Genomic DNA, 25,474 nt, shown 5'->3' with positions numbered 1-25,474 from the left:
GCCGCCGACGGGCGTTGCCGACCTGTGGGCGGCGACCCGGCCCGGACCGCCCGGGTCGCCGCCGGGGGTCAGCGCACGCCCCGGATCTTGAGGACCAGGGCGCTGCCGAGCAGGGTCACCACGGCGGTCACCGCGTACAGCGTGGGATAGCCGCCCAGGTGGACCACGATCGGGGCGGAGAGCGCCGGGCCGAGCACCTGGGGTGCCGAGTTCGCGATGTTGATCACGCCGAGGTCCTTGGCCCGGTCGGTGGCGCGCGGCAGCACCTCGGTGATCAGCGCCGCGTCGACCGACAGGTAGACGCCGTAGCCGGCACCGAGCAGCACGGCCGCGACCAGCGCCATCGGCCAGGTCGGCGCGACCGCCAGCAGCAGCGCGGCCACCGCCATCACCACCCCGGAGACGATCACGTAGACCTTGCGCCGACCGGACCGGTCGGACATCATCCCGGCGACCACGGCGGTGAGCATCATGCCGAGGGTGTAGAGCAGGATCAGCACCAGCAGCCCGCCCTCGGGGTCGGGGTAGCGCACCCCGTCGGTGAGGAAGTACAGCAGGTAGAGGGTGCCCAGGGCGTTGCCGATCTGCACCAGGAACCGGGTGATCCAGGCCCAGGCGAAGTCCGGGTGCCGGCGCGGGTCGATCCACATCGAGGCGACCAGCGCGCGTAGCCGCAGCGGCGGGCGGTGCTGCCGGGGCAGCGGGTCGTCGGGGGTGAGGAGGGCGAACGGCAACGACAGCAGCAACACCGCCAACGCCATCGCGGTGTAGCCGGGCACGGTGCCGCTGACCAGGGCGGTGACCAGTACCGCGCCGAGCACCAGGCCGAGCGCCTGCGGGATGCCCACCCAGCCGGAGACCCCGCCGCGCTGCACCACCGGCACCCGGTCGGGGATGCCGGCGGTGAGGCTGGCCAGCATCGCGTTGAAGCAGACCTGGGCGGCGACCCAGCCCAGCGCGACCCCGGCGATGGTCTGCTGCCGGGCCAGCAGCACCAGCGCCAACGCGCCGAGCACCGCGCCACCGGCCGTCCAGACGTGCCGGCGGCCGAACTCCCGCCCGCCGATGCGCAGGCAGGTGCGGTCCGACAGCGCCCCGGCGAGCGGGTTGGCCAGCACCGCCGCGAGCGCGCCCAGCCCGGTGACGACGGCCAGCATCGCCTCCTTGTGGTCCGGCGAGATCCGTTCCACCTGTTGGGGCAGCAGCACCTGGATGGGGGTGAAGAAGGCCATCCACACCCCGAGGTTGGCCGCGAAGATCAACGCGATCCAGCTCCGCCGGACCGGGACGACCGGGTCGGCGAGCGCCGCCGGCAGCGAGGCCGGCGTCGGGTCGACGGTGGTCACCCCCGGCCGGCCTGGGCCCGGTACCAGGCGTACGAGGACTTGGGCGTGCGGGTCCCGGTGGCGAAGTCGACGTGCACCAGGCCGAAGCGCTTGGTGAAGCCCTCCGCCCACTCCCAGTTGTCCAGCAGCGACCAGACGAAGTACCCGGTCACGTCGACGCCCTCGTCGATGGCGGCCCGCAGGGCGCGCAGGTGCCCGTCGAGGTAGCCGATCCGGTCCGGGTCGTGCACCAGACCGTCGGCGTCCGGGACGTCGTCGAAGGCGCAGCCGCCCTCGGTGATCTGGATCGGCGGCAGCGCGTCGCCGTACCTGTCGCGCAGGCCGACGAGCAGGGTACGCAGCCCGTCCGGGACCACCGGCCAGTCGAACGCGGTACGCGGGTAGCCCTCCAGCGGGACCAGTTCGAACGGCAGCGGGGAGTCCTCCTCGGGGGCGCGTACCCCGGTCGGGTTGTAGTAGTTGACCCCGAGCACGTCCAGCGGTGCGGCGATCACCGCCAGGTCGCCGTCGCGGACCACGCCCGGGTCGAAGCCGTCCGGGTAGCCCCGGCCCAGTAGCGGGTCGGTGAACAGGTGGTTGTGCAGGGCGTCGTACGCCGCCGCGGCGGCATGGTCGGCGTCGGTGTCGCCGTGCCGGAGGACAGGCGAGTAGTTGTTGGCGATGGCCACCGGGGAGCTGCTGCGGGCGCGCAGCGCGGCGACGGCCAGCCCGTGCCCGAGCAGTTGGTGGTGGGCGGCGGGGAAGGAGTCGAAGAGCAGGGTCTGGCCGGGGGCGTGTTCCCCGGTGCCGTGGCCGAGGCTCAGGTGGATGAACGGCTCGTTGAGGGTGATCCAGAGTTTCACCCGGTCGCCGAGGCGTTCGGCGGTCACGTCGGCGTACTCGGCGAAGTGGGCGGCGGTGTCCCGGTTCAGCCAGCCGCCGGCGTCCTGGAGCGGCTGCGGCAGGTCCCAGTGGAACAGGGTGGCGACCGGGTCGATGCCGGCGGCCAGCAGGTCGTCGACGAGCCGGTCGTAGAAGTCCAGGCCGGCGGCGTTGACCGGGCCGGTGCCGCCGGGCCGCACCCGGGGCCAGGCGATCGAGAACCGGTACGCCGACACCCCGAGCCCGGCCAGCAGCGCGACGTCCTCCCGGTGCCGGTGGTAGTGGTCGCAGGTCACGTCGCCGGTGCTGCCGTCGATGATCCGGCCGGGGGTGTGCGCGAAGGTGTCCCAGATGGACGGTCCCCGGCCGTCGGCGGTGGCGCCCCCCTCGATCTGGTACGCCGAGGTGGACACCCCCCAACGGAAACCGGCGGGGAAACCGGGGATCGGTGCGGTCGTCATCCACCCTCCCAGAACGCGAAACGTGTTCGCACTCTAGGGCGCGAAGTCCGCGAGCGCCATAGGTGCGAGGCAATGCGGGCGCAAGGGTTTTCGGCGTGTCTTTTTCCGAACACGTCCCAGTAAGTCCGATTTAGCGCATAGAGTGCGGAATATCGCGGATGTCCTCAGTGGGGGAAGAACAGAATGATCCTCGTCGAACGCAGTGCGCACGTGACGGCGCCGGTGGAAGCGGTCTGGGAAGTCGTCCAGCGGGCCGAGCAGTTGCCCGCCTGGTTGGCCGGGGTCCGGGCCGCCGAGGTCCTCTCGGGGGAGGGCTTCGGCCGTCGACAACTCGTCCAGGCCGGGCGCGGCTCGGCGCACGAGGCCGAGGTGATCGCCTACCAGGAACCCACCCTGATCGGCTGGCGGGAACGCGCCCGGGGCGCCGGGGCCCGCGCCGAGGCGCGCACCGAGATCTACGTGCAGCTCACCGCCGACGAGGAGGAGGGCGGCACCATCGTCCGGCTGATCGTGGTCCGCTGGCCGGCCGGCCCGGTCAAGGGTGCCCTGCTGCGCCTCGGGCTGCGCCGGGTCGGTGCCGACCTGGAGGAGTCGCTGGCCCGCCTCACCGACCTGGCCGCCGTCGGCTGACCCGACCCGGCGACGCGAAAGGGCCCGGCGCACCGCGCCGGGCCCTGCGTCGTACCCCGGGGACTAGCTGTCCCCGCCGGTCTCGCCGACCGGGGCGGCGTTGACGTCGTCGATCGCGTACTTCTTGGCGGCCTCGGCCGGCACGCCGGCCGGCACCGCGCCGCGCATGGCGAGCTGCCGCAGCGTCGCCACCGCCACCGACTCGGCGTCGACGTGGAAGTGCCGCCGCAACGCGTGCCGGGTGTCCGACATGCCGAAACCGTCGGTGCCGAGCGAGGTGTAGTCGCCAGGTACCCAGCGGGCGATCAGGTCCGGCACCGCGCGCATCCAGTCGCTGACCGCGACCTTCGGCCCGTCGGCGTCGGCCAGCTTCTGCGCGATGTACGGCACCCGCTGCTCCGCGCCCGGGTTGAGCAGGTTGTGCTCCTCGCAGAGCACCGCGTCGCGGCGCAGCTCCGTCCACGAGGTCACCGACCAGACGTCGGCGGCCACCCCCCAGTCCTGGGCGAGGAGCTGCTGCGCCTTGAGCGCCCACTGCATGCCGGTCCCGGAGGCCAGGATGTTCGCCTTCGGGCCGTCGACCTGCGGGGCCGGCGCGTAGCGGTAGATGCCCTTGAGCAGCCCGTCGACGTCCACGTCGGCCGGCTCCACCGGCTGGTGGATCGGCTCGTTGTAGATGGTGAGGTAGTAGAAGATGTTCTCCTGCTCCTCGCCGTACATCCGGTGCAGGCCGTTCTCCACGATGTGCGCCAGCTCGAAGGCGAACGCCGCGTCGTAGGCGACCACCGCCGGGTTGGTGGCGGCCAGCAGCAGCGAGTGGCCGTCCTCGTGCTGGAGGCCCTCACCGTTGAGCGTGGTCCGCCCGGCGGTCGCGCCGAGGACGAAGCCCCGGGCCATCTGGTCGGCCGCCGCCCAGAAGCCGTCACCGGTGCGCTGGAACCCGAACATCGAGTAGAAGATGTACATCGGGATCATCGGCTCGTCGTGGGTGGCGTACGCGGTGCCGGCGGCGGTGAACGAGGCGACCGAACCGGCCTCGTTGATCCCCTCGTGCAGGATCTGCCCGGTGGTCGACTCCTTGTAGGACAGGAAGAGGTCCCGGTCGACCGAGGTGTACCGCTGGCCGTGCGGCGAGTAGATCTTCGCGGTCGGGAAGATCGAGTCGAGGCCGAAGGTGCGCGCCTCGTCCGGGATGATCGGCACCCAGCGCTTGCCGAACTCCTTGTCCTTCATGATGTCCTTGAGCAGGCGGACGAAGGCCATCGTGGTGGCCACCTTCTGCTTGCCCGAGCCGCGCTTGACGTCGGCGAACCGCTCCGGCCCCGGGATCGCCAGCTTCTTGTGGCTGGTCCGCCGGGACGGCAGGTAACCGCCGAGCTGCTCGCGCCGCTCCCGCAGGTACGCCAGCTCGTCCGAGGACTCGCCCGGGGTGTAGTACGGCGGCAGGTAGGGGTTGTCCTCCAGCGCCTTGTCCGGGATGTCCAGGTAGAGGCGGTCGCGGAACAGCTTGAGGTCGTCAAGCGTCAGCTTCTTCATCTGGTGCGTGGCGTTGCGGCCCTCGAAGTGCGAGCCCAGCGTCCAGCCCTTGATGGTCTTGGCCAGGATGACGGTCGGCTGCCCGGTGTGCTCGGTGGCCGCCTTGTAGGCCGCGTAGAGCTTGCGGTAGTCGTGCCCGCCCCGCTTGAGGTTCCAGATCTCGTCGTCCGACAGGTGCTCGACCATCTTGCGGGTCCGCTGGTCGCGGCCGAAGAAGTGCTCCCGTACGTACGCCCCGGACTCCGCCTTGTAGGTCTGGTAGTCGCCGTCGGGGGTGGTGTTCATCAGGTTGACCAGCGCGCCGTCGGTGTCCGCGGCGAGCAGCGGGTCCCACTCCCGGCCCCAGACCACCTTGATCACGTTCCAGCCGGCACCCCGGAAGAACGCCTCCAGCTCCTGCATCACCTTGCCGTTGCCCCGGACCGGACCGTCCAGCCGCTGGAGGTTGCAGTTGATCACGAAGGTGAGGTTGTCCAGCTCCTCGCGGGCGGCCACGCCGATCGCGCCGAGCGACTCGACCTCGTCCATCTCACCGTCGCCGAGGAACGCCCAGACGTGCTGCTGGGAGGTGTCCTTGATGCCCCGGTGGTGCAGGTAGCGGTTGAACCGGGCCTGGTAGATCGCGTTCAGCGGGCCCAGACCCATCGAGACCGTGGGGAACTCCCAGAAGTCAGGCATCAGCCGCGGGTGCGGGTACGACGGCAGCCCGCCGCCCGGGTGCGACAGCTCCTGCCGGAACCCGTCGAGCTGGTCCTCGCTGAGCCGGCCCTCCAGGAACGCCCGCCCGTACATGCCGGGGGAGGCGTGGCCCTGGTAGAAGATGTGGTCGCCACCGCCCGGGTGGTTCTTGCCCCGGAAGAAGTGGTTGAAGCCCACCTCGTAGAGGGAGGCGGAGCTGGCGAAGGTCGAGATGTGCCCACCGACGCCGATCTCCGGCCGCTGCGCCCGGTGCACCAGCATCGCCGCGTTCCACCTGACGTACGCCCGGATCCGCCGCTCGATGTGCTCGTCGCCCGGGAACCAGGGTTCCTGCTCCGGGGCGATGGTGTTGATGTAGTCGGTGGTGGTCAGGGACGGAACCCCGACCTGCCGCTCGCGGGCCCGCTCCAGCAGGCTCAGCATGACGTACCGGGCGCGCTTGGTTCCGCGCTCGTCGATGACACCGTCGAGCGACTCGACCCATTCGCCGGTCTCTTCAGGGTCGATGTCCGGAAGCTGGCTCGGCAGACCAGCGGTGATCACCGGGCGCTTGCGTTCCGTAGCCACAGGCGTTCCCTCGGTTGTGTGTGGGATAGGTCTCTAGCGCCATCCTGCCCTCTGGTGGCACCCGTCGTCACGTCTTGCTCCCCCAGACGCGACGCTGAACACAGGTACCCGCCGGTAACTTTGCGTGGGTGACCGCCCGGCCGCACCCCCGGGCCGCCCGGACGCCGGCACCGCCCGGCCGTGCCCGGCATCCGGCCGGCGTCACCCCTCCCGGCCGGCGGCGGTCGCGCGACGGATCCGGCAGAATGCGCCGTATGCGCAGTGAGGTGATCACCGTCCGGACCGGTTCCCGTCCCACCGTCGCCGACATCACGGCAGAGGCGGAACGGTTCGTCGCCGGGCAGGGCGACGGCCTGCTGCACGTCTTCGTGCCGCACGCCACCGCCGGGGTGGCGATCATCGAGACCGGTGCCGGCTCCGACGACGACCTGCTGCGGGCCCTCGACGACCTGCTGCCCACCGACGACCGCTGGCGGCACCGGCACGGCTCGCCCGGCCACGGCCGCGACCACGTGCTGCCCGCCTTCGTCCCGCCGTACGCGACGCTGCCGGTGCTGGGCGGCCGGCTCCAGCTCGGCACCTGGCAGTCGGTCTGCCTGGTCGACCCCAACGGCGACAACCCGTCACGTCAGGTCCGCTTCTCCTTCCTCCCCGGCTGACCCGCACCCGGCTGACCCGCACCCCGGCCCCCGGCCCGACCCGGACGCGGGCCGTTCAGCGCAGCCCGGTCTCCGTCTCGACCGTGTACCGGTCCCGGTCCACCGGCCGGGTGCGGGCGGTGGACGGCGGCCGGTCGTACGTCTGGTGCAGGCCGGGCACCCGGTCCTCGACCACGAACGACGCCCGGGGGTACGCCGGCGCGCCCGCCCGGCTCACGTACGGCAGCACCATGAAGTCCGCGCTGAGCTGGGCCGGGGTGATCGTGGTCCGGACGAAACCGCGCAGGTCGTTCTGGAACCGCAGGTGCGGGTTGGTACGCAGCCAGGGGTGCGAGCCGCTGGCCGAGTCGAAACCGTCCCCGCCCGAGGTGACCGAGGAGCAGACCAGCTCGGTGCCGACCGTCCGCGCCGCCGGGTCGAGGTAGTCCAGCTTCAGGTCGGCCGCCCAGTGCGCGTGCACGTCGCCGGTGAGCACCACCGGGTTGCGGACCCCGGCGGCGACCCAGCCCCGGGTGATCCGGTCCCGGGAGGCCAGGTAGCCGTCCCAGGCGTCCATGCTGGTCAGCCGGGTCGGGCCAGGGTCACGGTCGCGGGCGGCGAAGAACACCTGCTGGGCGAGCAGGTCCCAGCGGGTGTCGGAGCGGCGGAACCCGTCCAGCAGCCACTGCTCCTGGGTCGTCCCGGTGATGGTGCGCCCCGGGTCGGCCGCCGCCGGGCAGTCCCGGTAACCGTCCCCGCACGCCTGGTCGTCGCGGAACTGCCGGGTGTCGAGCAGGTGGAAGGTGGCCAGCCGTCCCCAGCGCAACCGCCGGTACAGCGCGATGTCCGGACCGCGCGGCACCGACGCCCGCCGCAACGGCATGTTCTCGTGGTACGCCTGGAAGGCGGCGGCCCGTCGGGTCAGGAAGTCCGGGTCCGGCTCCTCCGGCACCGCGCCGGCCCAGTTGTTCTCCACCTCGTGGTCGTCGAAGACCACCGCCCAGGGGGCCACCGCGTGCGCCGCCTGCAGGTCCGGATCGGTCTTGTACTGGGCGTGCCGCTGCCGGTAGTTGGCAAGCGTCCGGGTCTCCGGCCCCTCGTGCCCGCGCGGCCGGTCCGGGCCGTACTCCCGGGCGTACTCGTACTGGTAGTCGCCGAGGTGCAGGATCAGCTCCGGGGCGCTCTCGGCCAGCCGCCGGTAGGCGGTGAAGTAGCCCTGCTCGTAGTGGGAGCAGGAGACGAAACCCATCGCCAGCGCGGTGGGCAGGAACGCCGGGTCGGGTGCGGTGCGGGTGCGCGCGGTGGGGGAGAGGTGCCCCTCGGCCCGGAACCGGTAGAAGTACTCCCGGCCCGGCAGCAGCCCGGTCAGCTCGACGTGCACGCTGTGCGCCGACTCGGGCCGGGCGGTCGCCGTGCCCCGCTGGACGACGTGCCGGAACAGTTCGTCGACGGCCACCTCCCACTGCACCTCGACCGTCCGTGCGGGCATGCCGCCCAGGCCGTCCCCGGCCAGCGGCTGCGGCGCCAGCCGGGTCCACAGCACGACCCCCTGGTGGTCGGGGTCGCCGGAGGCCACCCCGAGGGTGAACGGCCAGACCAGCGGCCGGTGCCGGGCGGGGACCACCGGCCGGGCGGGACGCCCGTCGGCGTCGGCGGGCGTGGACCGGCCGGCGGTGGCGCCGGCCGCGCCCAGCGCCGCGCCGGAGAGCAGGACGGTACGTCGGGACAGTGCCATGGGAGCCTCCCCGGGGTCCGGTGCGTTCCTGACCCCGGCAGCGTCGCGACCCACGGTGGCCGTCAGGTGACCACCGGAGACCGTCGCCGCCTCCGGCAGCCGAACAGCGCCCGGCGAACGGGTGCCCGGGAGCCGACGCCGCTGCGGGAACCGGTCGGGTCGGTGTCCTGCCGGGACCGTCCGCCACGGGGTGCGGCGGACCGTCGTATCCCGGTCGGGTCGTGTCTGAGTGGGCGAGCGTGGCCTCCGTCGGTAATGCTGATCGCGTGACCACCCCGCAAGATCTCGACGACCGGTTCCGGGAGACCCTGGGCGCGTTGCCCGAGCCCGAGCGGCGGCGTGACCCCGGGCTACCCGTGCGGCCCGGTGCCGCGCTGACCGGGCGGCAGCTGCTCGCCCTGTTCGACGCGCAGGTGACCAGCCGCCAGCTCGACCTGGCCGCGCGGTGGCTGCGCAGCTTCGACGAGGGCTTCTACACGATCGGCTCGGCCGGGCACGAGGCCAACGCGGCGGTGGCCGCCGCACTGCGCCCCACCGACCCGGCCCTGCTGCACTACCGCTCCGGCGCGTTCTACTGCCTGCGTGCCGCCCAGGCCGCAGGCGACTTCCCCGGCGGTGACGTCGGGGCCGGCGGGGATCCTGCGGCGGTGACCGGTCAGCCGGACGCCGACGACGACCCGCCGGCCGGTGACCCCGACGGCGTCCATGATCCGGCCGACACCCCTGACGGCGACAGTCGGCCGGCCGCCGCCGCCACCGACGGCGGCCGCCCGGCGGTCGACGACGTCCCCGCGTCCGTCGGGGCGCACCACAGCAGCCCGTCCGCCGTAGGTCCGGACACCGGCTCCCGGCCCGGTCACCCGGACGTGCCCGGTTTCCCGGGGGCCCCCGGCTCATCGGCCGCGGCGTCGCACGCCGTCGCCGCGCCGCCCGGAGCCCCGGACGCCGGCGGCCTGTCGACCGGCCTGCCGGACGCCGTGGCCGGGTCGCCGGGAACCCCGGACGCCGGCCTGCCGGACGCCGTGGCCGCGCCGCACCAGGCCCCGGACGCCGCCGGTCTGCCGCCCACGGCCCCGGACGCCGCCGGTCCGCCGCCCACGGCCCCGGACGCCGCCGGTCCGCCGGGCGGGAGCGTGGACGCCGGTCCGCCGGTCGGGTCGGCCGCCGGTGCCGGGTGGGGCGGGGCGACCGGCCCCGGCTCCCCGGCCCACGACCCGCACCCCGCGTCGGTGCGCCCGGCGGACGCGGTCGACGGCCTCGCCGTGCCGCCGTCCCCGGCCGGAGCGGTCGCCTACCGGGTGGGTGCCGACGGCACCGCCGAGCCGGTGCCCCGCCAGCGGCCCGCCGCCCCGGTAGCCGTCCCCGCCGGTCAGGCCGTCACGGCTGCCGGTTCCGCCGCCGGTGGGCCCGGCCCGACGGGAGACCCGGCCGACGCCGGACCCGTCGTACCCGCCGGCCCCCGCCCGGAACCGGCGGTGGACGATCCGGCGGGCCCGGACCTGGACGGGTGGCAGGGGGCGTACGCCGAGGCGGCCCGGGACGTGCTGCGGGGCATCGTCGCCTCGACCCGGGACCCCATCGCCGGGGGCCGGCACAAGGTGTTCGGCCGCGTCGACCTGGCCGTCGTGCCGACCACCTCGACCATCGCCTCGCACCTGCCCCGGGCGGTCGGGCTGGGGCTGGCCGTGGAGCGGCTGCGCCGGATGGACACCGCCGGCCGGCGCGACGACCCGGACGGCCCACCGCGCTCGCCGTGGCCCCGGGACGCCATCGTGGTCTGCTCGTTCGGCGACGCCTCGGTCAACCACGCCAGCGCCACCGCCGCCCTCAACACCGCCGGCTGGTACGACCACACCGGCCTGCGGATCCCGGTGCTGTTCGTCTGCGAGGACAACGGTCTGGGCATCAGCGTCCGGTCGCCGGAGGGCTGGGTGGAGCGGACCCTGCGGGCCCGGCCGGGGGTGCGGTACTTCGCCGCCGACGGCACCGATCCGGTGGCCGTGCACGCGGTGGCCGCCGAGGCCGCCGGCTGGGTGCGTCGGCACCGTCGCCCGGCGGTGCTGCACCTGCGTACCGTGCGACTGTTGGGGCACGCCGGTGCCGACGCGGAGCAGGCGTACCGCAGCACCGCCGAGATCGCCGCCGACGAGGCACGCGATCCGGTGCTGGCCACCGCCCGGCTGCTCGTCGAGGCCGGGGTGGCCACCGGGGAGGAGTTGCTGGCCCGCTACGACGAGCGGGGCTGGCAGGTGCGCCGGACCGCCGAGGAGGTGCTCGACGAGCCGAAGCTGTCGGCCGTGGCCGAGGTGGTGGCCCCGCTGTCGCCCCGCCGGCCGTCGCGGGTCGCCGCCGCCGTGGCACAGTCCGCCCAGCGGGCCGCCGGCCCGGACGCGGCCGGCCGGGTGGAGGCGTTCGGGGGCAGGCCGCCGGAGCAGGCCGGCCCGCTGACCCTCGCGCAGAGCATCAATGCGGCGCTCGCCGACGGGATGCTCAGCCATCCGCAGCTGGCCGTGTTCGGCGAGGACGTCGCCGCCAAGGGCGGGGTGTACGGGGTCACCAAGGGGCTGCGGGAGCGGTTCGGGGCGGCCCGGGTCTTCGACACCCTGCTGGACGAGACGTCGGTGCTGGGGTTGGGGCTGGGCGCGGGGCTGGCCGGGATGCTGCCGGTGCCGGAGATCCAGTACCTGGCGTACCTGCACAACGCCGAGGACCAGTTGCGGGGTGAGGCGGCCACCCTGCAGTTCTTCTCCCAGGGGGCGTTCCGCAACCCGATGGTGGTGCGGGTGCCGGGGCTCGCGTACCAGGAGGGGTTCGGGGGGCACTTCCACAACGACAACTCGGTGGCCGTACTGCGGGACGTGCCCGGTCTGGTGGTCGCGGTGCCGGCGCGGCCGGACGACGCCGGCCCGCTGCTGCGGACCTGCCTGGCCGCCGCGGTCGTGGACGGCACGGTCTCGGTCTTCCTGGAGCCGATCGCGCTCTACCACACCCGGGACCTGTACGAGCCCGGTGACGGTGAGTGGCTGGGATCTTACGCCGAGCCGTCCGCCTGGGCCGCCGGCCACGCGCCGATCGGCCGGGCCCGGGTGTACGGCGTCGGCTCCGCCGAGGACGTCACGATCGTCACGTTCGGTAACGGGGTGCGGATGTCGCTGCGGGCGGCGTCGACCCTGGCCGACGAGGGGATCGGCTGCCGGGTGGTGGACCTGCGGTGGCTGGCCCCGCTGCCGGTGGCGGACCTGATCCGGGAGGCGTCGGCGACCGGACGGGTGCTGGTGGTCGACGAGACGAGGCGCTCCGGCGGGGTGGGGGAGGGCATTCTCGCGGCGCTGGTCGACGCCGGATACGTGGGGGCGGCGCGGCGGGTGGCGGCAGTTGACTCGTTTGTACCATTAGGTCCGGCTGCCCGTCAGGTGCTGGTCTCCGAGGATGCCATTACCCAGGGTGCCCGTACGCTGCTGGCACGGTAAATTCCGTTCCACCCGGTGCGCCACTTGCGCGACGGACCACAACTGTGTGGACTCTGCCTGACGGCGTCACCGCGACGCCGCCGGGCAGGGACGAGATGAGGAGGCACGCGACAGTGAGCGCGACCGCTGGTCAGGCCGCCGACGGGGTACGTCTCCTGGCGGACCGGTTCGGGATCGAACCGGGCATGGTCGTCATGGAGATGGGGTACGACGAGGACGTCGACCAGGATCTCCGGGACGCCCTGACCGACCGCTGTGGAGAACTGGTCGACGAGGACACCGACGAGGTGGTCGACGCGGTGCTCGTCTGGTACCGCGACGGTGACGGCGACCTCTTCGAGCTCCTCGTCGACGCCCTCGGTCCGCTGGCCGACGCCGGAGTCGTGTGGCTGTTGACCCCGAAGGCCGGCCGCGACGGCCACGTCGAGCCGAGCGAGGTCGCCGAGTCGGCGCAGACCGCCGGGCTCCAGCAGACCTCGACCCTCAACGCCGGCAAGGACTGGAGCGGCGCCCGGCTGGTGCTGCGCCGCGGGTCCAAGGGCCGCAAGTAGGCCGTACGCGACTGAGCAGTCCCACACCCCGGGCGTCGCCCGCGGGTGTGGCAGGCTGAACCCACCTCAGACTCGACCCACCAAGGAGTTCGCATGCCGATCGAGGTTGGTGCCGAGGCACCCGACTTCCTGCTGAAGGACCAGAACAACCAGGAGGTACGGCTCTCGGACTACCGGGGCAACCGCACCGTGCTGCTGGTCTTCTACCCGCTCGCCTTCACCGGCATCTGCCAGGGTGAGCTGTGCGAGGTGCGGGACAACCTCAACGACTACGTCAACGACGACGTGCAGGTGCTCACCGTCAGCGTCGACTCGGTCTACGCCCACAAGATCTGGGCCGAGAAGGAGGGCTACCAGTTCCCGCTGCTGTCCGACTTCTGGCCGCACGGGGCGGTCGCCCAGGCGTACGGCGTCTTCAACGACCTCGCCGGCATCGCCAACCGGGGCACCTTCGTCATCGACAAGGCCGGCATCGTCCGGTTCGCCGAGATGAACATGCCGGGTGAGGCGCGCGACCAGCAGGGCTGGCGCAAGGCCCTCGCCGACACGGTCGCCGCCTGACCGGTCTCCGGGCACACCGTTGCGACGGGCCGGCGGCCGGCAGGTAAGCTTGCCAGCCACCGGCCCGCTCGCAGGGGCGTTCCGGGCGCGTAGCTCAGTGGGAGAGCACTCGCCTTACAAGCGAGGGGTCGCAGGTTCGAAACCTGCCGCGCCCACCCTCCGACCAGCAACGACAACGGCCGTCGACCATCGGCGGCCGGATCGTTGAGCCGATGGGACGCCGCCGGCAGGTCTGCCGGGGGCATCGCCGTGGCGGCTCCCGGCGGCCCGTGGTCCGACCCCCGGGAGCATCCCGACGCCGGTCGGAGGTGACATCGTGAGCTACGCGCACGTCAACGGGCTGCGGCTCTGGTACGAGGAACACGGCTACGGCCCACCGCTGGTGCTGCTGCACGGCGGCTACGGCGCGGCGGAGATGTTCGCCCCGATCCTGCCGGCGCTGGCCCGCCGCCGCCGGGTGATCGCAGTCGACCTCCAGGGCCACGGTCGCACCGCCGACGTGGCTCGTCCACTGCGCTACGAGTCGATGGCCGACGACGTCGCCGCGCTGCTACGGCACCTCGACCTGCCCGGGGCGCAGCTACTGGGGTACTCCCTCGGCGGCGGGGTGGCGCTGCGGACGGCCATCCAGCATCCGGACCTGGTACGCCGGCTGGTGCTGGTCTCCACCCCGTTCCGGCGGCGGGGTTGGTATCCCGAGGTGCTGGCCGCCATGTCCAACCAGGACGAGCGGACCGGCGAGCGGATGCGCGGCACGCCCCCGCACCAGCTCTACACGCGGATCGCCCCCCGACCGCAGGACTGGCCGGTGTTGTGGGCCAAGACCGGTGACCTGCTCCGCCGCGAGTACGACTGGACGCCGCAGGTGGCGGCGCTCGCCGTACCGACCCTGCTGGTCTACGCCGACGCGGACGCGATCCCGGTCGCCCACATGGCCGAGTTCTACGGGCTGCTCGGCGGCGGCCACCGCGACCCGGGCGGCGACGGCACGGCCCGCCCGACCTCCCGCCTCGCGATCCTCCCCGGCCTCACCCACCAGGACATCCCCACCACCCCCCTGTTACCCCACGTGACCCTCCCCTTCCTCACCCACCAACTCCACTGACCCGCGCACTGTTCTCTCCCCCCGCCGCCCCACCTCCCGCCCGCCCCGCGCCCCGCCCGCCCCGCGCCCCGCCCGCCCCGCGCCCCGCCCGGTTGATCAAGAGGTTCGCGTCACGGAATCCGCTGCCGGTGACGCGAACCTCTTGATCAACCGGCGCTCTACGGGTGGTCGAGGCGGTGGCGCAGCCAGGGCAGCAGAGCGTCGGCCTGGGCCTGCTGGAAGGCGCGTACGGTGGGAATGTTGGGCGGCGGCGGGCGGCGCGCGCTGTCGGTGAAGAAGCCGGCCAACCCGGCGTAGAAGCCGGTCAGGGCGGCCGGGTCGGCCCCGGCGGTGAGCGGCAGCCGGCGCAGCAGCGCCTCGGTGTCGTGCCCGCCGTGCAACCGTACGTTGACCAGCAGCAGCGCCGTGTCCAGCCAGGCGGGCCCCCGGCAGGCCCACGGCCAGTCCACCACGGTGACCGTGCCGTCCCGGCCGATCAGCAGGTTGTCGGCCCGCACGTCCAGGTGGCACAGGGTGTCCCCGGTCAGCCCGGTCAGCCCCCGGTCGGCCGCCGCGCACAGCTCGTCCAGGTGCCCGGCGACCCACGGGTCGAGCCGGGGCGGCGGGTCGGCGGCGATCCGCCGCCAGCCGCCGAAATCGTGGGCCAACCGTTCGGCCGCGGTCGGCGTGTCCGGCACCGGGTTCGGCGTGAGCGTCCCGGCCAGGGTTTCCAGCGCACGCAGCGTCGCGTCGAGTTCGGCGTCCCGCCAGGGGGTGTACGGGTGCCGTCCGTCGACGTCGGTCAGCACGAGCGCCACCCACTCGCCGTCGTCGTGGCAGCCGAGCAGCCGGGGCGTCGGCGCCGACGGGGGCAGTGCGGCGGTGTGCCGGGCCTCGGCGCGGTGCATCCGGGGAGTGTCCGGGTTCTGCGCCGGGCTGACCGCCTTGACGAACGCCCGGCGACCACCGGTGGTCCGCACCCGGTCGGCGGTGCCCGGGGAGTACCCGCCACTCTGGGAGACCGCCTCGACCACCCGGTCCCCGATGATCCGCTCCACCGCCTGCCGGACATGCCCAGGCAGCTCGTCCCACCCGATCCTGCCCCCACCCGCGCTCACACCGGCCATCCCCCCACCCTGGCGAGCCCCTACACCCCGGGCAACCCGATTACCCCACCCACCCCACGCCGCGCCCCGCCCCTCCCGCACCCGCTCCTGCCCCGGCTCCCGCTCCGGTGATCAAGAGCTTTGCGTCAACAGCCCGGTCCAACCCGACGCGAACCTCTTGGTCACCCCTCCGCCCCCGTCGATGTCCCTGTTGACCAAGAGGTTTGCGTCAGCCAGGCGGGGTGGCCTGACGCAAACCTCTTGATCACCGCCCCACCTCACCGCTGTGCCTGTTGACCAAGAGGTTTGGGCCAGCAAGACGGGGGTGGGTTGACGCAAACCTCTTGATCACCACCCCGCTCCCGTAGGTGTCCCCGGTGACCAAGAGGTTTGGGTCGGGAAGAGCGGGGTGCGGTGACGCAAAGCTCTTGATCACCGGGTCGTGAGCCGGGCGTACCGGGGCGAAAGCGGGGCGCACCGGGGCGGGAGCCGGGCGGGCGGGGCGGGCCGGGTGGGAGGCGGAGGCGGGGCGAGTGCGGGCGGAGAGGGAGGTGAGAGGGGCGGAGGCGGGGCATGGGTGGGGTGGGAGGGGGAATGCGCGCCGGGACGGTCCTGGGGAGGAGTGACGGATGAAGGGTCCCACCGGATTGACCATCGGTGTGCTCGGCTCGTACGGCGGTCGGAACCTGGGAGACGAGGCGATCCTCACCGGTCTGCTGGCCGACCTGCGGGAGCAGGAGCCGAACGCACGGATCATCGTGTTCTCCCGCAATCCGGCGCACACCGCGCTCGCCCATCCCGACGTCGAGGCGGTGCCCTGGGAGGGCGTCAGCCGGGTCGACTCCGCCGAGGTGCTCGGCCAGCTCGACCTGCTCATCCTCGGTGGCGGCGGCATCCTGTACGACAAGGAGGCCCGCCGCTACCTGCGGGTCGTACGGGTCGCCCAGGAACGCGGCCTGCCCCTGCTGACGTACGCGGTGGGTGTCGGGCCGCTCAGCGACGGGGTGGACACCGGCATGGTCCGGGAGACGCTGGCCGGGGCGACCGAGGTGACCGTCCGCGACCAGGAGTCCCGGATGGTGCTGGAGGAGGCCGGGCTGCTCAACCCGATCACCGTCACCGCCGACCCGGCGTTCCTGCTGGAACCGGAGGACTTCCCGGCCCGGCTGCTGCGCGAGGAGGGGGTGCCCGCCGGCAAGCGCCTGGTCGGGCTGAGTGTCCGGGAGCCGGGGCGGGCGGCCGAACGGCTCGACGTCGACGGGTACCACCGGTTGCTCGCCCAGATCGGCGACTTCCTGGTGCAGCGGATCGACGCGCACGTGCTGTTCGTGCCGATGGAACGCGACGACATCCGGCACTCGCACGGGGTGCTGTCCCACATGATCGCCGCCGACCGGGGGCGCATCCTGCACGGCGACTACTCGCCCCGGCAGGTGCTCGGCCTGATGAAGCACTTCGACCTGGCGGTCGGCATGCGGCTGCACTTCCTGATCTTCGCGGCGATGGTCGGCACCCCGTTCCTGCCACTGCCGTACGCGGGCAAGGTCTTCGACCTGGCCCAGCGGCTCGGGGTGCCGGCGCTGCGCGGCGTGGAACGCGAGGTGGAGGGTCCGCTGCTGGCGGAGGTCGACCGGCTCTGGGACGAACGGGATTCCCGCCGCGAGGCCACCGCCCGCCGGGTGGCCGAGGTGTGCGACCAGGCCCGGGGCACCTCCCAGGTCACCCGCGCCGTGCTGGACGGCCTGCGCTCGCGCACCCTGGCCCGGATGGCCGCCTGACCGGCGGCCCGACGGTCGGGATCGTCACGACGCTGGCGGCCCGACGGCCGGGGTCGCCACGACGCTGGCGGCCCGACGGCCGGGGTCGCCACGACGGCGGCGGCCCGACGGCCGGGTCGCCACCACCGGCGACCCGGCCGACCGGCGACCCATCCGACCGGATGTGGTCGTGCCGGCCCCGGCCGTCGGGTCGGCACCACCGCCCACCCGACCGGAAGCGGTCGTGCCGGCCGGGTCAGACGGCCGGGCCGCGCCAGCGGTAGCGCCACTGGTCGCCGGCGGACTCCAGCTCGTAGATCTGGGCGTCGACCAGACCCTGCGGGCCGAGGTGGTGGTGGGTCAGCGGGGGACGTTCGTTGCTGTCCAGCTCGACGTCGACCGCCTCGCCGTCAGCCGGGCCGTCCGCCAGGGGAATCCGTACCGTCGCAGCCATGCGCCCATCCTGCCAAGCCGGCCGCCGGAGCGCAGGGTTTGCCGGCGACAGCGGGCCCGCGGGGGGACAGCGGGACGACACGGTCGCCGCTACCGTCCGGTGATGGCGGAAATCCGGATCGATCCGACGCTCGCCCCGGTGCTGGCGCGCACCGGCGACGAGCGGGCGGTGCTCGACGCGTTCCTCGACTTCCACCGGGCGACCGTGCTGCGCAAGGCACGGGGCCTGAGCGACGCCGAGGCGACCCGTCGGCTGGTGCCGTCGGCCACCACCCTGGCGGGCATCCTGCAGCATCTCGCCCTGGTCGAGCGGAACTGGTTCCCCTTCCTGCTCGATCCGACCCCCGACGACGTCTTCCCGACCTCCGAGGAGGACGCGGCGGCCAGCTTCGCCCTGGCCGAGGGGGTGACCCTCGACCAACTCGCCGACGCCTACGAGCGGGCCTGCGCCCGGTCCCGCGAGCTGGCCGCCCGGTTCCCGCTGGACCATGTCGTGGCGCAGCCGCAGCTCGGCGAGGTGTCCCTGCGTTGGATCATGGTGCACATGATCGAGGAGACCGCCCGGCACGCCGGCCACGCCGACATCCTCCGTGAGCTGACCGACGGCAGCACCGGCGCGGTCTGAGCGGCGGCGCGGTCTGAGCGGCATGGTCCAACCCTCGCCGCCTATCCTGACCCCTGGGCGTCGACGAGGGGGAACGAGTGCTGGTCGTCCACGGGGTGTGGCTGGTGGGGGCCGGTCTGGCGGTGTGGGCGGAGGATTCGACCCGGCCGACGCGGGTGCCGCGCCGTCCCGGCCGGGCCCCGCGCGAACGCCCCCACCCCTTCGCCGCCGCCCCGGACACCCTGGCCGCGCTGCTCGGTGACCGCCCCGCCGGCACCGTGCCGCTCACCCTCCCCACCAGGGCGGGCGCGCCGCTGCACTCGCCGGAGCTGGTTCCGGCCACCGTCGCGGAACCGGCCCGTGGCCCGGTCACCCTCGCCGCCTGGCGCACCCCCGTCCTGCGGTACGCCCCGGACGACGCGTTCGACCTGCTGCGTACCCTCGACGGGCTCGACGCCGTGGTGGGGGCCGGCCTGCGGCATCTCGCCGAGCTGGCGGGTTTCGCGGTCGACCTGGTGGCCCGGGGGCGGCTGCTGCCCGGTGTGGCCGACCACCCGCCCGGGGACGCGCCAGCGGACCGGCGCCCGACCGACCGCCCGGCAGAGGATGGGCCGTCGGACCGGAGGCCGGAAGCGGATGGGCCGTCGGACCGGAGGCCGGCAGAGGACGGGCCGGGGGACCGGAGACCGGACGGCGACGCGCCGGTGGACCGGCGCTCGGGCGGCCGGTCGACGGGGAAGGCGGTCGGGTGGGCGGTGTGGCGGCCCCTGCTCACCGGCGCGGACGCCGCCTGGGCCCGGTCGCTGGCCCTCGCCCTGCCCCCGGCGGTCCGGGTCGCCGTCGACCCCGGATCGCCCCCCGCCCGCCCGCGTCCCGGTGCCGGCCGGACGGCCGGGAAGCGGACCGGCCCCGAGGGGGTGCCCGCCTCGGCGCAGCGCGAGGGAGACGCACCGCCCGCCGGTGCCGGCCCGGCCGGTCGACCCGGCGTGCCCACCGGCGTCGACGGGGTCGGCGGGCTGGTCGCGGACGTGCTGGACCTGCTCACCGATGCCGCCGCCCGCCGGGCGCTGACCGACCTCGACCTGGCCCGGGGCGGTCGGCGCGACGGGGTGACCGCCGGGTGGCTGGCGGCGCTGACCGGCCCGCAACGACGGTTCACCGCCGAACCGGACGGGTTGGCCACCCTTCGCGCCGAGCTGCACGCCTGGCAGCGCGATGCCGTCGGCGGCCCGGTTCGGGCGAGTTTCCGGCTGGTGGAACCGGCCGACGACGAGATCGTCGACGCCCTGACCGTGGTGCCGGCCGACCCGTCGACGGTCATCGGGCAGGGGGGCCGGTGGCGCGTCGAGTTCGGTCTCCAGGCCGCCGACGAGCCGGGCCTGCACGTCGCTGCCGGTGACGTCTGGCGGCACCCGGAGCGGCTACCGGCGCTCGCCGGCCGCTGCGGTGACCCGCAGGAGACCCTGCTGGCCGAGCTGGGCCGGGCCGGGCGGCTCTGGCCGGAGCTGGACGGCGCGCTGCGCACCCCCGCCCCGGAGCAGCTCGAGCTGGATGTCGAGGGGGCGCACCGGTTCCTGCGCGAGGGCGCGCCGGTGCTGCACGCCGCCGGGTTCGGGGTGCTGCTGCCGTCCTGGTGGCGGCGGCCGGCGGCGCGGCTCGGCGCCCGGTTGCAGGCCCGCAGCCGGACCGCCCCGGGCACGGTCGCCGCGACCGGGGCGCTCGGGCTGGACGCGCTCGTCGACTACCGCTGGGAGGTGGCGCTCGGCGACGAGACGGTCGACGCCGACGCGTTGGCCGCCCTGGCCGCGTTGAAGACCCCACTGGTGCGGCTGCGCGGCCGGTGGGTGGAGTTGGACCCGAAACGGCTGGCCGCCGGTCTGCGGCTGCTGCGCGACTCCGGCGAGCTGACCGTCGCCGACCTGCTGCGGATGGGGTTGGCCGGAGCGGAGACGCCGGACGCCCTGCCGGTGCTTGCGGTGACCGCCGACGGCCCGCTCGGTGACCTGCTGGCCGGGCAGGCCGAACGGCGACTCGTCCCGCTGGACCCGCCGCCGGCCTTCAAGGGCACCCTGCGGCCCTACCAGCGACGCGGCCTGGCGTGGCTGGTGTTCCTCCAGTCGCTCGGGCTCGGCGGGGTGCTCGCCGACGACATGGGGTTGGGCAAGACCGTGCAGTTGCTGGCCCTGCTCGCCGGGGACCCGCCGGACGCCGGGCCGACCCTGTTGGTCTGTCCGATGTCGCTGGTCGGCAACTGGCAGCGGGAGGCGGCCCGGTTCACCCCCGGGCTGCGGGTGCACGTGCACCACGGCGCGGACCGGGCCCGGGACGACACGTTCGAACAGGCCGTGCACGCGGCCGACCTGGTGCTCACCACCTATGCGGTGGCCGCGCGGGACGCGGTCGCGCTGGCGTCGGTCGGCTGGCACCGGGTGGTGGTCGACGAGGCCCAGGCGATCAAGAACGCGGCCACCCGGCAGGCCGAGGCGGTCCGGGCGCTGCCCGCCCGGCACCGGATCGCCGTCACCGGTACGCCTGTGGAGAACCGGCTGGCCGACCTGTGGTCGATCATGCAGTTCGCCAGTCCCGGCCTGCTCGGCCCGGCCAGCAGCTTCCGGCAGTCGTACGCGGTGCCGATCGAGCGGCACGGTGACGCCGAGGCGGCGGCCCGGCTGCGCCGGGTCACCGGCCCGTTCGTGCTGCGGCGGCTCAAGACCGACTCCTCGATCATCAGCGACCTGCCGGAGAAGCTGGAGATGGAGGTGGTCTGCAACCTCACCGCCGAGCAGGCGTCGCTCTACCGGGCGATCGTCGACGAGATGCTGGCGAGGATCGAGTCGAGCGACGGGATGGAGCGCCGGGGCCTGGTGCTGGCCACGATGACCCGGCTCAAGCAGGTCTGCAACCACCCCGCCCAACTGCTGCACGACTCCTCGCCGCTGGCCGGCCGCTCCGGCAAGCTGCAACGGCTGGAGGAGATCGTCGACGAGGTGCTCGCGGCCGGCGAGAAGGCCCTGCTGTTCACCCAGTACGCCGAGTTCGGCGCGCTGCTGCGCGGCCACCTGTCGGCGCGCTTCGGCCGGGAGGTGCTCTACCTGCACGGCGGCGTCGGCAAGGCCGACCGGGACGACCTGGTCACCCGGTTCCAGTCCCCGGACGGCCCGGCGCTGTTCGTGCTCTCCCTCAAGGCCGGCGGCACCGGGCTGACCCTGACCGCCGCCAACCACGTGGTGCACGTCGACAGGTGGTGGAACCCGGCGGTAGAGGACCAGGCCACCGACCGGGCGTTCCGGATCGGCCAGCGACGGCGGGTGCAGGTCCGCAAGTTCGTCTGCGCCGGCACCGTGGAGGAGAAGGTGGCCGCGATGATCGCCGACAAGCGGGGGCTGGCCGCGTCCGTGGTGGGCAGCGGCGAGCAGTGGGTGACCGAGCTGTCCACCGGGCAGCTGCGGGAGCTGTTCTCCCTGGACGCCGGGGCGGTGGTCGAGTGAGCCCCCGGGATGCCGGGGCGGAGGGCCCGTTCGCCGGGTTCGGACCGCCGCGCCGGGTTGACGGCGGGCTGAGGGCGCGCAGCACCCGGGGCGCGATCGGGGTCTCGTGGTGGTCCCGGCGTTTCCTGGAGGTGCTGGAGTCGTTCGCGCTGGGCACCCGGCTCACCCGGGGTCGGGCGTACGCGCGCCGGGGTCAGGTGCTCCGGCTCGACGTGTCACCCGGCCGGGTCGAGGCGAGCGTGCAGGGGTCCCGGCCCCGGCCCTACCCGGTGACCATCGCCCTGCCACCGTTCCCGGACGCGCTCTGGGACCGGGTCGAACGGGAGCTGGCCGGGCAGGCGTTCTTCAGCGCCCGGCTGCTCGCCGGTGACCTGCCGGCCGAGCTGGAGGAGTTGTTCGCCGCCGCGGGCGCGCCGCTGTTCCCCCGGTCGGTGGGGGAGCTGACCCAGCGCTGCGGCTGCCCCGACGTCGCGGTGCCGTGCAAGCATCTCGCGGCGACGTTCTACCTGCTCGCCGAGGCGTTCGACGCCGACCCGTTCCAGTTGCTGCACTGGCGGGGTCGCAGCCGCGACGCGTTGCTGGGCCGGTTGCGCGTCCTGCGCGCCGACGCGGTCGGGTCGGCGCACGACGACCGTACGCCGGCCGGCGGGTCCTCCGCCGTCGGGCCGGTGACCGGGCCACCCTCCGCCGTCGGGCCGGTGACCGGGCCACCCTCCGCCGTCGGGCCGGTGACCGGGCCACCCTCCGCCGTCGGGCCGGTCACCGGGCCACCCTCCGCCGTCGGGCCGGTCACCGGGCCGTCCGACCGGACACCGGCGGGCGTACCGTCGGGCGTGGACGGTGTGCGGGCCGTTGCGGCGGGGGCGGGCCGGGTGCTCGCCGACCTGCCCGACGTGCCGCTCACCGGGGCGGTGGACCGGTTCTGGGTGTCGCCGGTGCCGCTGCCGGACCGGCCGCACGTCCTGGCCACCGGCCCCGAGCTGCTGCTGCGGCAGCTCGGCTCACCCGCGGCGGCGATCGGCGGCCCCGGCCTGCTGGAACGCCTACGCCGGGCCTACCGGGCGTTCGACCCGGGCTGAGCCGGCGCGTGGGTCATGATCGACACCAGTGGGGCGATGTCGGGGTGTCCCGTCGCTGCGATGCCGCACCATCGCGCCCCTGGTGTCGATCATGGCCGTGCGGTCAGCGCCAGCGGTGCCGGAAGTGCCACATCAGGCCGGTGTTGGCCGCCAGGACGACGACGCACGCCGCACCGGCCGTCCGTCCGGCCAGGACGGTCATCGCGGGCAGCGACGCCCACAGGATGACGGTCAGCAGCATCAGCCAGCGCCCGCGTCGGGCCCGGATCCGATGGTCGAGTCGCGCGAAGAACTTCGGGTCGTTCTCCCGGAGCTGCCGGGTGATCTGTTCGAACCTGCGCTGATCCTCTTTGCTGAGCATGGCGGTGCCTTCCCCTCAGGCTTCAGCGGTTCGGCGGCTTACCCGCTGCGACGGCCGGTCACGCCCTGCTCCTGCTGCTACTTTCGCCCCCGGGCGCAGCCTGCGGGGCGGGGCCGGGAGCAGCCGGGGACGGGCCGCCCAGACCGGGCCGGGCGGGCGCGGAGCACCTCAGCGTCGGCTTACCGGGGGCTTAAGTTTCGCTGTGCCGGTGAACGCCGCGCGCCGGGACACGTACCGCCAAAACGTTACGGCGGGGGCGCGGCCGGACACGTCGTCCCTGCTGGGGACGGTGCGGCCCGGCCGGGGCGGAACCACCCGGCCGGCACCGCCGCACAGCGGCGCCTTAAGTGCCCCCGCCGACGGCCGTGACCAGCCTTGTCGGCAGCTCAGCCCTTGGCTACCTTCCCGTGGCAACTCCTCCGGCAGCCGCCGCCGCACCCCTCCGCCCCGCCCCGGTCGCAGCGGTACGGCGCATCGAAAGAAAACGGGACCGGTACATGGCCGACCAGAATGTGCCACCGCATCGACCGCACACCCCCGGCGGGCACACCCCGGGGTACGAGGTCCCGGCCGCGCCGTACGGGCCGCCACCGGTGTCCCGGGGCCCACAGTGGGTGGGACCCGAGGGGTTGGGCCGGCAGGCGTTCCACCAGCCGGCCGGCACCGGACTGCCCCACCTGGACGACGACGGCGACGACCGCGACCGGGTCGGCCGGCGGCGCGCCCTGGTCGCGCTGGGCGGCACCGCCGCCGTGGTGGCCGGCGGCGCGGCGCTGGCGATGAGCCCCCAGGTGCGCGGCCTGTTCTTCGACGACGCCGCCGGGGACGCCACCGGCGCGACCACCACCGACGGCACGCCGGCCCGGCCCAGCGGCCAGCAGCCCAGCACGGTACGCACCTACACCGAGCAGAACGAGAGCTACATGGGCTCCCGGGCCGGTGCGGCGCTGAAGAAGAACTCGCCCAGCGGCGGGCGTACCTTCTCCGGCCCGGCCGACGCGGCGGCGCGGACCCCGGTGACGGTCAGGACGGTGCTGGCCAAGGACCCCGTCCGGCACCTGGCCAGCCGGGCCACCTTCGGGGCCACCCCGAAGGTGCTCGCCGACATCAGGCGGATGGGCATCGACGCCTGGGTGCGTCAGCAGCTCGACCCGGAGAAGATCGCGCCGAGCGCCGCCGAGCTGAAGCTCGCCGAGCTGCCCACCCTCGCCCTCACCTCCCAGCAGGTACGCGACCAGCGGGAGCAGCTCAACGAGCGGGGCGCGCAGCCGGAGAAGGAGATGGTCGACGGCACGCTGGCCCGGCAGATCTGGTCGCAGCGACAGCTCTACGAGGTGATGGTCGACTTCTGGAACGACTTCCTGCACGTCGCGGCGGACTTCGACGGCGGTGAGGCGTACCGGAACTCGTTCGACCGGGACGTGGTCCGCAAGCACGCCATGGGCAGCTACCCGGACATGCTGGTGGCGGCGAACAGGCACCCGGCGCTGCTGCTCTACCTCAACCAGAACGACTCCCGGGCCGACGCGGTCAACGAGAACCTGGCCCGGGAGAACCTGGAGCTGTACTCGGTCGGGGTCGACGGCGGCTACACCGAGAAGGACGTCCGGCAGGCCGCCCTGCTGCAGACCGGCCGGGGCGTCGACGACGGCAGGTACGTCTTCCGCCACGACCGGCACTACCGGGGCAAGGTAAAGATCCTCGGCTTCAGCCACCCCAACGACTCGACCGACCCGAAGAAGGCCGACCAGGTCATCGACGCCTACATCACCTACCTCGCGCTGCACCCGTCGACCGCCCGGTACGTGGCCCGCAGCCTGGCCACCCGGTTCGTCTCGGACACCCCGCCGAAGTCCCTGGTGGACCGGCTCACCCAGATCTACATCGTCAACAAGGGCTCGGTGAAGCCGCTGCTGATGTCGCTGTTCAGCTCCTCGGAGTTCTGGGCGGCGGTCGGGCAGAAGGTGCGCCGGCCGATGGAGTACCTGGTCGCCACCTACCGGACGCTGGGCGTCGCGCCGCAGGCCGGGCCGGGCTTCCGGCAGGGCGACAGCAAACGCACCGCGTTCGCCCAGGGGCTGCGCCAGATCCACGACAAGCTGCGCGAGCTGGGCCAGTACCCGATGGGCCAGCCCACCCCCGACGGCTACCCGGACGTCTACGTCGCCTGGACCTCGGCCGGCACGATGGTCAACGGCTGGAACGAGGCCGCCGACCTGATCGCCGGAAACCGTACCCAGTTCACCTATACCAGGCCGGAGAAGCTGGTGGCCAAGCCGCCGACCACCGCCGGGGCGTACGTGGACGCGTTGGCCCAGCGGCTGGTGCACCAGAAGCTGTCGACGCGGGAGCGGAACCTGATCCTCGGGGTGGCCGGGGTGTCCGCCACCGCCCGGGTCGACGCCACGTTCAACGGGGCGATCGCCGCCGTCGCGCGGGCGATCCTCGCGTCCCCCCAGCACCACCTGCGGTGAGGCAGACGATGGA

At 74.0% G+C, this 25,474-nt stretch carries 18 protein-coding genes and 1 tRNA gene; 12 read left to right on the top strand and 7 right to left on the bottom strand.

Features of this window, described 5'->3' with window-relative positions:
• Positions 1–68: 68 nt before the first annotated feature.
• Both ACN268_RS14135 and ACN268_RS14130 read right to left on the bottom strand, forming a co-directional pair.
• A complete protein-coding gene (locus ACN268_RS14135) occupies positions 69–1,346 on the bottom strand; it encodes an MFS transporter (RefSeq protein ID WP_421483600.1) in 1,278 nt (425 codons plus the stop codon).
• Positions 1,343–2,668 (bottom strand): GH1 family beta-glucosidase, encoded by a 1,326-nt coding sequence (locus ACN268_RS14130; RefSeq protein WP_421483599.1) that lies wholly within the window; start codon positions 2,666–2,668, stop codon positions 1,343–1,345. Before ACN268_RS14130 ends, ACN268_RS14135 begins: the two co-directional genes overlap by 4 nt.
• Positions 2,669–2,851: 183 nt before the next feature.
• Between ACN268_RS14130 and ACN268_RS14125 the strand changes: the two genes are divergently transcribed.
• Entirely contained in the window at positions 2,852–3,298 is a 447-nt protein-coding gene (locus ACN268_RS14125) for an SRPBCC family protein (protein WP_088644846.1), read from the top strand.
• A gap of 63 nt (positions 3,299–3,361) precedes the next feature.
• On the opposite strand, the gene aceE is transcribed toward ACN268_RS14125, so the two are convergent.
• On the bottom strand, positions 3,362–6,100 hold the full coding sequence (gene aceE / locus ACN268_RS14120; protein ID WP_421483598.1) for a pyruvate dehydrogenase (acetyl-transferring), homodimeric type: 2,739 nt from the start codon (positions 6,098–6,100) through the stop codon (positions 3,362–3,364).
• A gap of 254 nt (positions 6,101–6,354) precedes the next feature.
• Here aceE and ACN268_RS14115 point away from each other — a divergent pair, with 254 nt between their 5' ends.
• A complete protein-coding gene (locus tag ACN268_RS14115; RefSeq protein ID WP_168222548.1) occupies positions 6,355–6,759 on the top strand; it encodes a YjbQ family protein in 405 nt (134 codons plus the stop codon).
• Between the two features lie 55 nt (positions 6,760–6,814).
• Here ACN268_RS14115 and ACN268_RS14110 read toward each other — a convergent pair whose 3' ends face one another.
• Complete coding sequence (locus ACN268_RS14110; RefSeq protein ID WP_421483597.1) at positions 6,815–8,473, bottom strand: alkaline phosphatase D family protein; 1,659 nt, start codon at positions 8,471–8,473, stop codon at positions 6,815–6,817.
• A 1,133-nt stretch (positions 8,474–9,606) separates the two neighbouring features.
• On the opposite strand from ACN268_RS14110, the gene ACN268_RS14105 reads away from it, so the two are divergent.
• The 5 genes from ACN268_RS14105 to ACN268_RS14085 all read left to right on the top strand — a co-directional run bounded on the left by ACN268_RS14105 (position 9,607) and on the right by ACN268_RS14085 (position 14,160).
• The gene (locus ACN268_RS14105) at positions 9,607–11,943 is read left to right on the top strand and encodes a thiamine pyrophosphate-dependent enzyme (RefSeq protein WP_421486889.1); all 2,337 of its coding nucleotides are present in this window, start codon (positions 9,607–9,609) and stop codon (positions 11,941–11,943) included.
• Between the two features lie 113 nt (positions 11,944–12,056).
• Positions 12,057–12,494, top strand: a complete 438-nt coding sequence (locus ACN268_RS14100; protein WP_067315614.1) for a DUF3052 domain-containing protein — start codon at positions 12,057–12,059, stop codon at positions 12,492–12,494.
• Between the two features lie 93 nt (positions 12,495–12,587).
• A complete protein-coding gene (locus tag ACN268_RS14095) occupies positions 12,588–13,055 on the top strand; it encodes a peroxiredoxin (RefSeq protein ID WP_204926412.1) in 468 nt (155 codons plus the stop codon).
• An 83-nt stretch (positions 13,056–13,138) separates the two neighbouring features.
• Positions 13,139–13,210, top strand: a tRNA-Val gene (locus ACN268_RS14090).
• Between the two features lie 161 nt (positions 13,211–13,371).
• Positions 13,372–14,160: an alpha/beta fold hydrolase gene (locus tag ACN268_RS14085; RefSeq protein WP_421483596.1), complete on the top strand. Its 789-nt coding sequence runs from the start codon at positions 13,372–13,374 to the stop codon at positions 14,158–14,160.
• Positions 14,161–14,318: 158 nt separating this feature from the next.
• Here the strand turns inward: ACN268_RS14085 and ACN268_RS14080 are convergent, their stop codons facing one another.
• Positions 14,319–15,266 (bottom strand): aminoglycoside phosphotransferase family protein, encoded by a 948-nt coding sequence (locus tag ACN268_RS14080; RefSeq protein WP_421483595.1) that lies wholly within the window; start codon positions 15,264–15,266, stop codon positions 14,319–14,321.
• 608 nt (positions 15,267–15,874) lie between these two features.
• Here ACN268_RS14080 and ACN268_RS14075 point away from each other — a divergent pair.
• The gene (locus tag ACN268_RS14075; protein WP_421483594.1) at positions 15,875–17,023 is read left to right on the top strand and encodes a polysaccharide pyruvyl transferase family protein; all 1,149 of its coding nucleotides are present in this window, start codon (positions 15,875–15,877) and stop codon (positions 17,021–17,023) included.
• A 235-nt stretch (positions 17,024–17,258) separates the two neighbouring features.
• Here the strand turns inward: ACN268_RS14075 and ACN268_RS14070 are convergent, their stop codons facing one another.
• On the bottom strand, positions 17,259–17,456 hold the full coding sequence (locus tag ACN268_RS14070; protein WP_088644837.1) for a hypothetical protein: 198 nt from the start codon (positions 17,454–17,456) through the stop codon (positions 17,259–17,261).
• A 102-nt stretch (positions 17,457–17,558) separates the two neighbouring features.
• Here ACN268_RS14070 and ACN268_RS14065 point away from each other — a divergent pair, with 102 nt between their 5' ends.
• The 3 genes from ACN268_RS14065 to ACN268_RS14055 all read left to right on the top strand — a co-directional run bounded on the left by ACN268_RS14065 (position 17,559) and on the right by ACN268_RS14055 (position 22,626).
• Positions 17,559–18,080: a DinB family protein gene (locus ACN268_RS14065; protein ID WP_421483593.1), complete on the top strand. Its 522-nt coding sequence runs from the start codon at positions 17,559–17,561 to the stop codon at positions 18,078–18,080.
• Positions 18,081–18,157: 77 nt separating this feature from the next.
• Positions 18,158–21,547: an SNF2-related protein gene (locus ACN268_RS14060; protein ID WP_421483592.1), complete on the top strand. Its 3,390-nt coding sequence runs from the start codon at positions 18,158–18,160 to the stop codon at positions 21,545–21,547.
• Entirely contained in the window at positions 21,544–22,626 is a 1,083-nt protein-coding gene (locus tag ACN268_RS14055) for a hypothetical protein (protein ID WP_421483591.1), read from the top strand. Before ACN268_RS14060 ends, ACN268_RS14055 begins: the two co-directional genes overlap by 4 nt.
• Before the next feature lie 103 nt (positions 22,627–22,729).
• Here ACN268_RS14055 and ACN268_RS14050 read toward each other — a convergent pair whose 3' ends face one another.
• A complete protein-coding gene (locus tag ACN268_RS14050; RefSeq protein WP_421483590.1) occupies positions 22,730–22,987 on the bottom strand; it encodes a DUF3040 domain-containing protein in 258 nt (85 codons plus the stop codon).
• Positions 22,988–23,484: 497 nt separating this feature from the next.
• Here ACN268_RS14050 and ACN268_RS14045 point away from each other — a divergent pair, with 497 nt between their 5' ends.
• Positions 23,485–25,461 (top strand): DUF1800 domain-containing protein, encoded by a 1,977-nt coding sequence (locus ACN268_RS14045; protein ID WP_421483589.1) that lies wholly within the window; start codon positions 23,485–23,487, stop codon positions 25,459–25,461.
• The last annotated feature ends 13 nt before the right edge of the window (positions 25,462–25,474 follow it).

This window comes from Micromonospora sp. WMMD735, assembly GCF_049178995.1.
Taxonomy (GTDB): domain Bacteria; phylum Actinomycetota; class Actinomycetes; order Mycobacteriales; family Micromonosporaceae; genus Micromonospora; species Micromonospora wenchangensis.
This window is presented reverse-complemented; position numbering and strand designations above follow the sequence as displayed.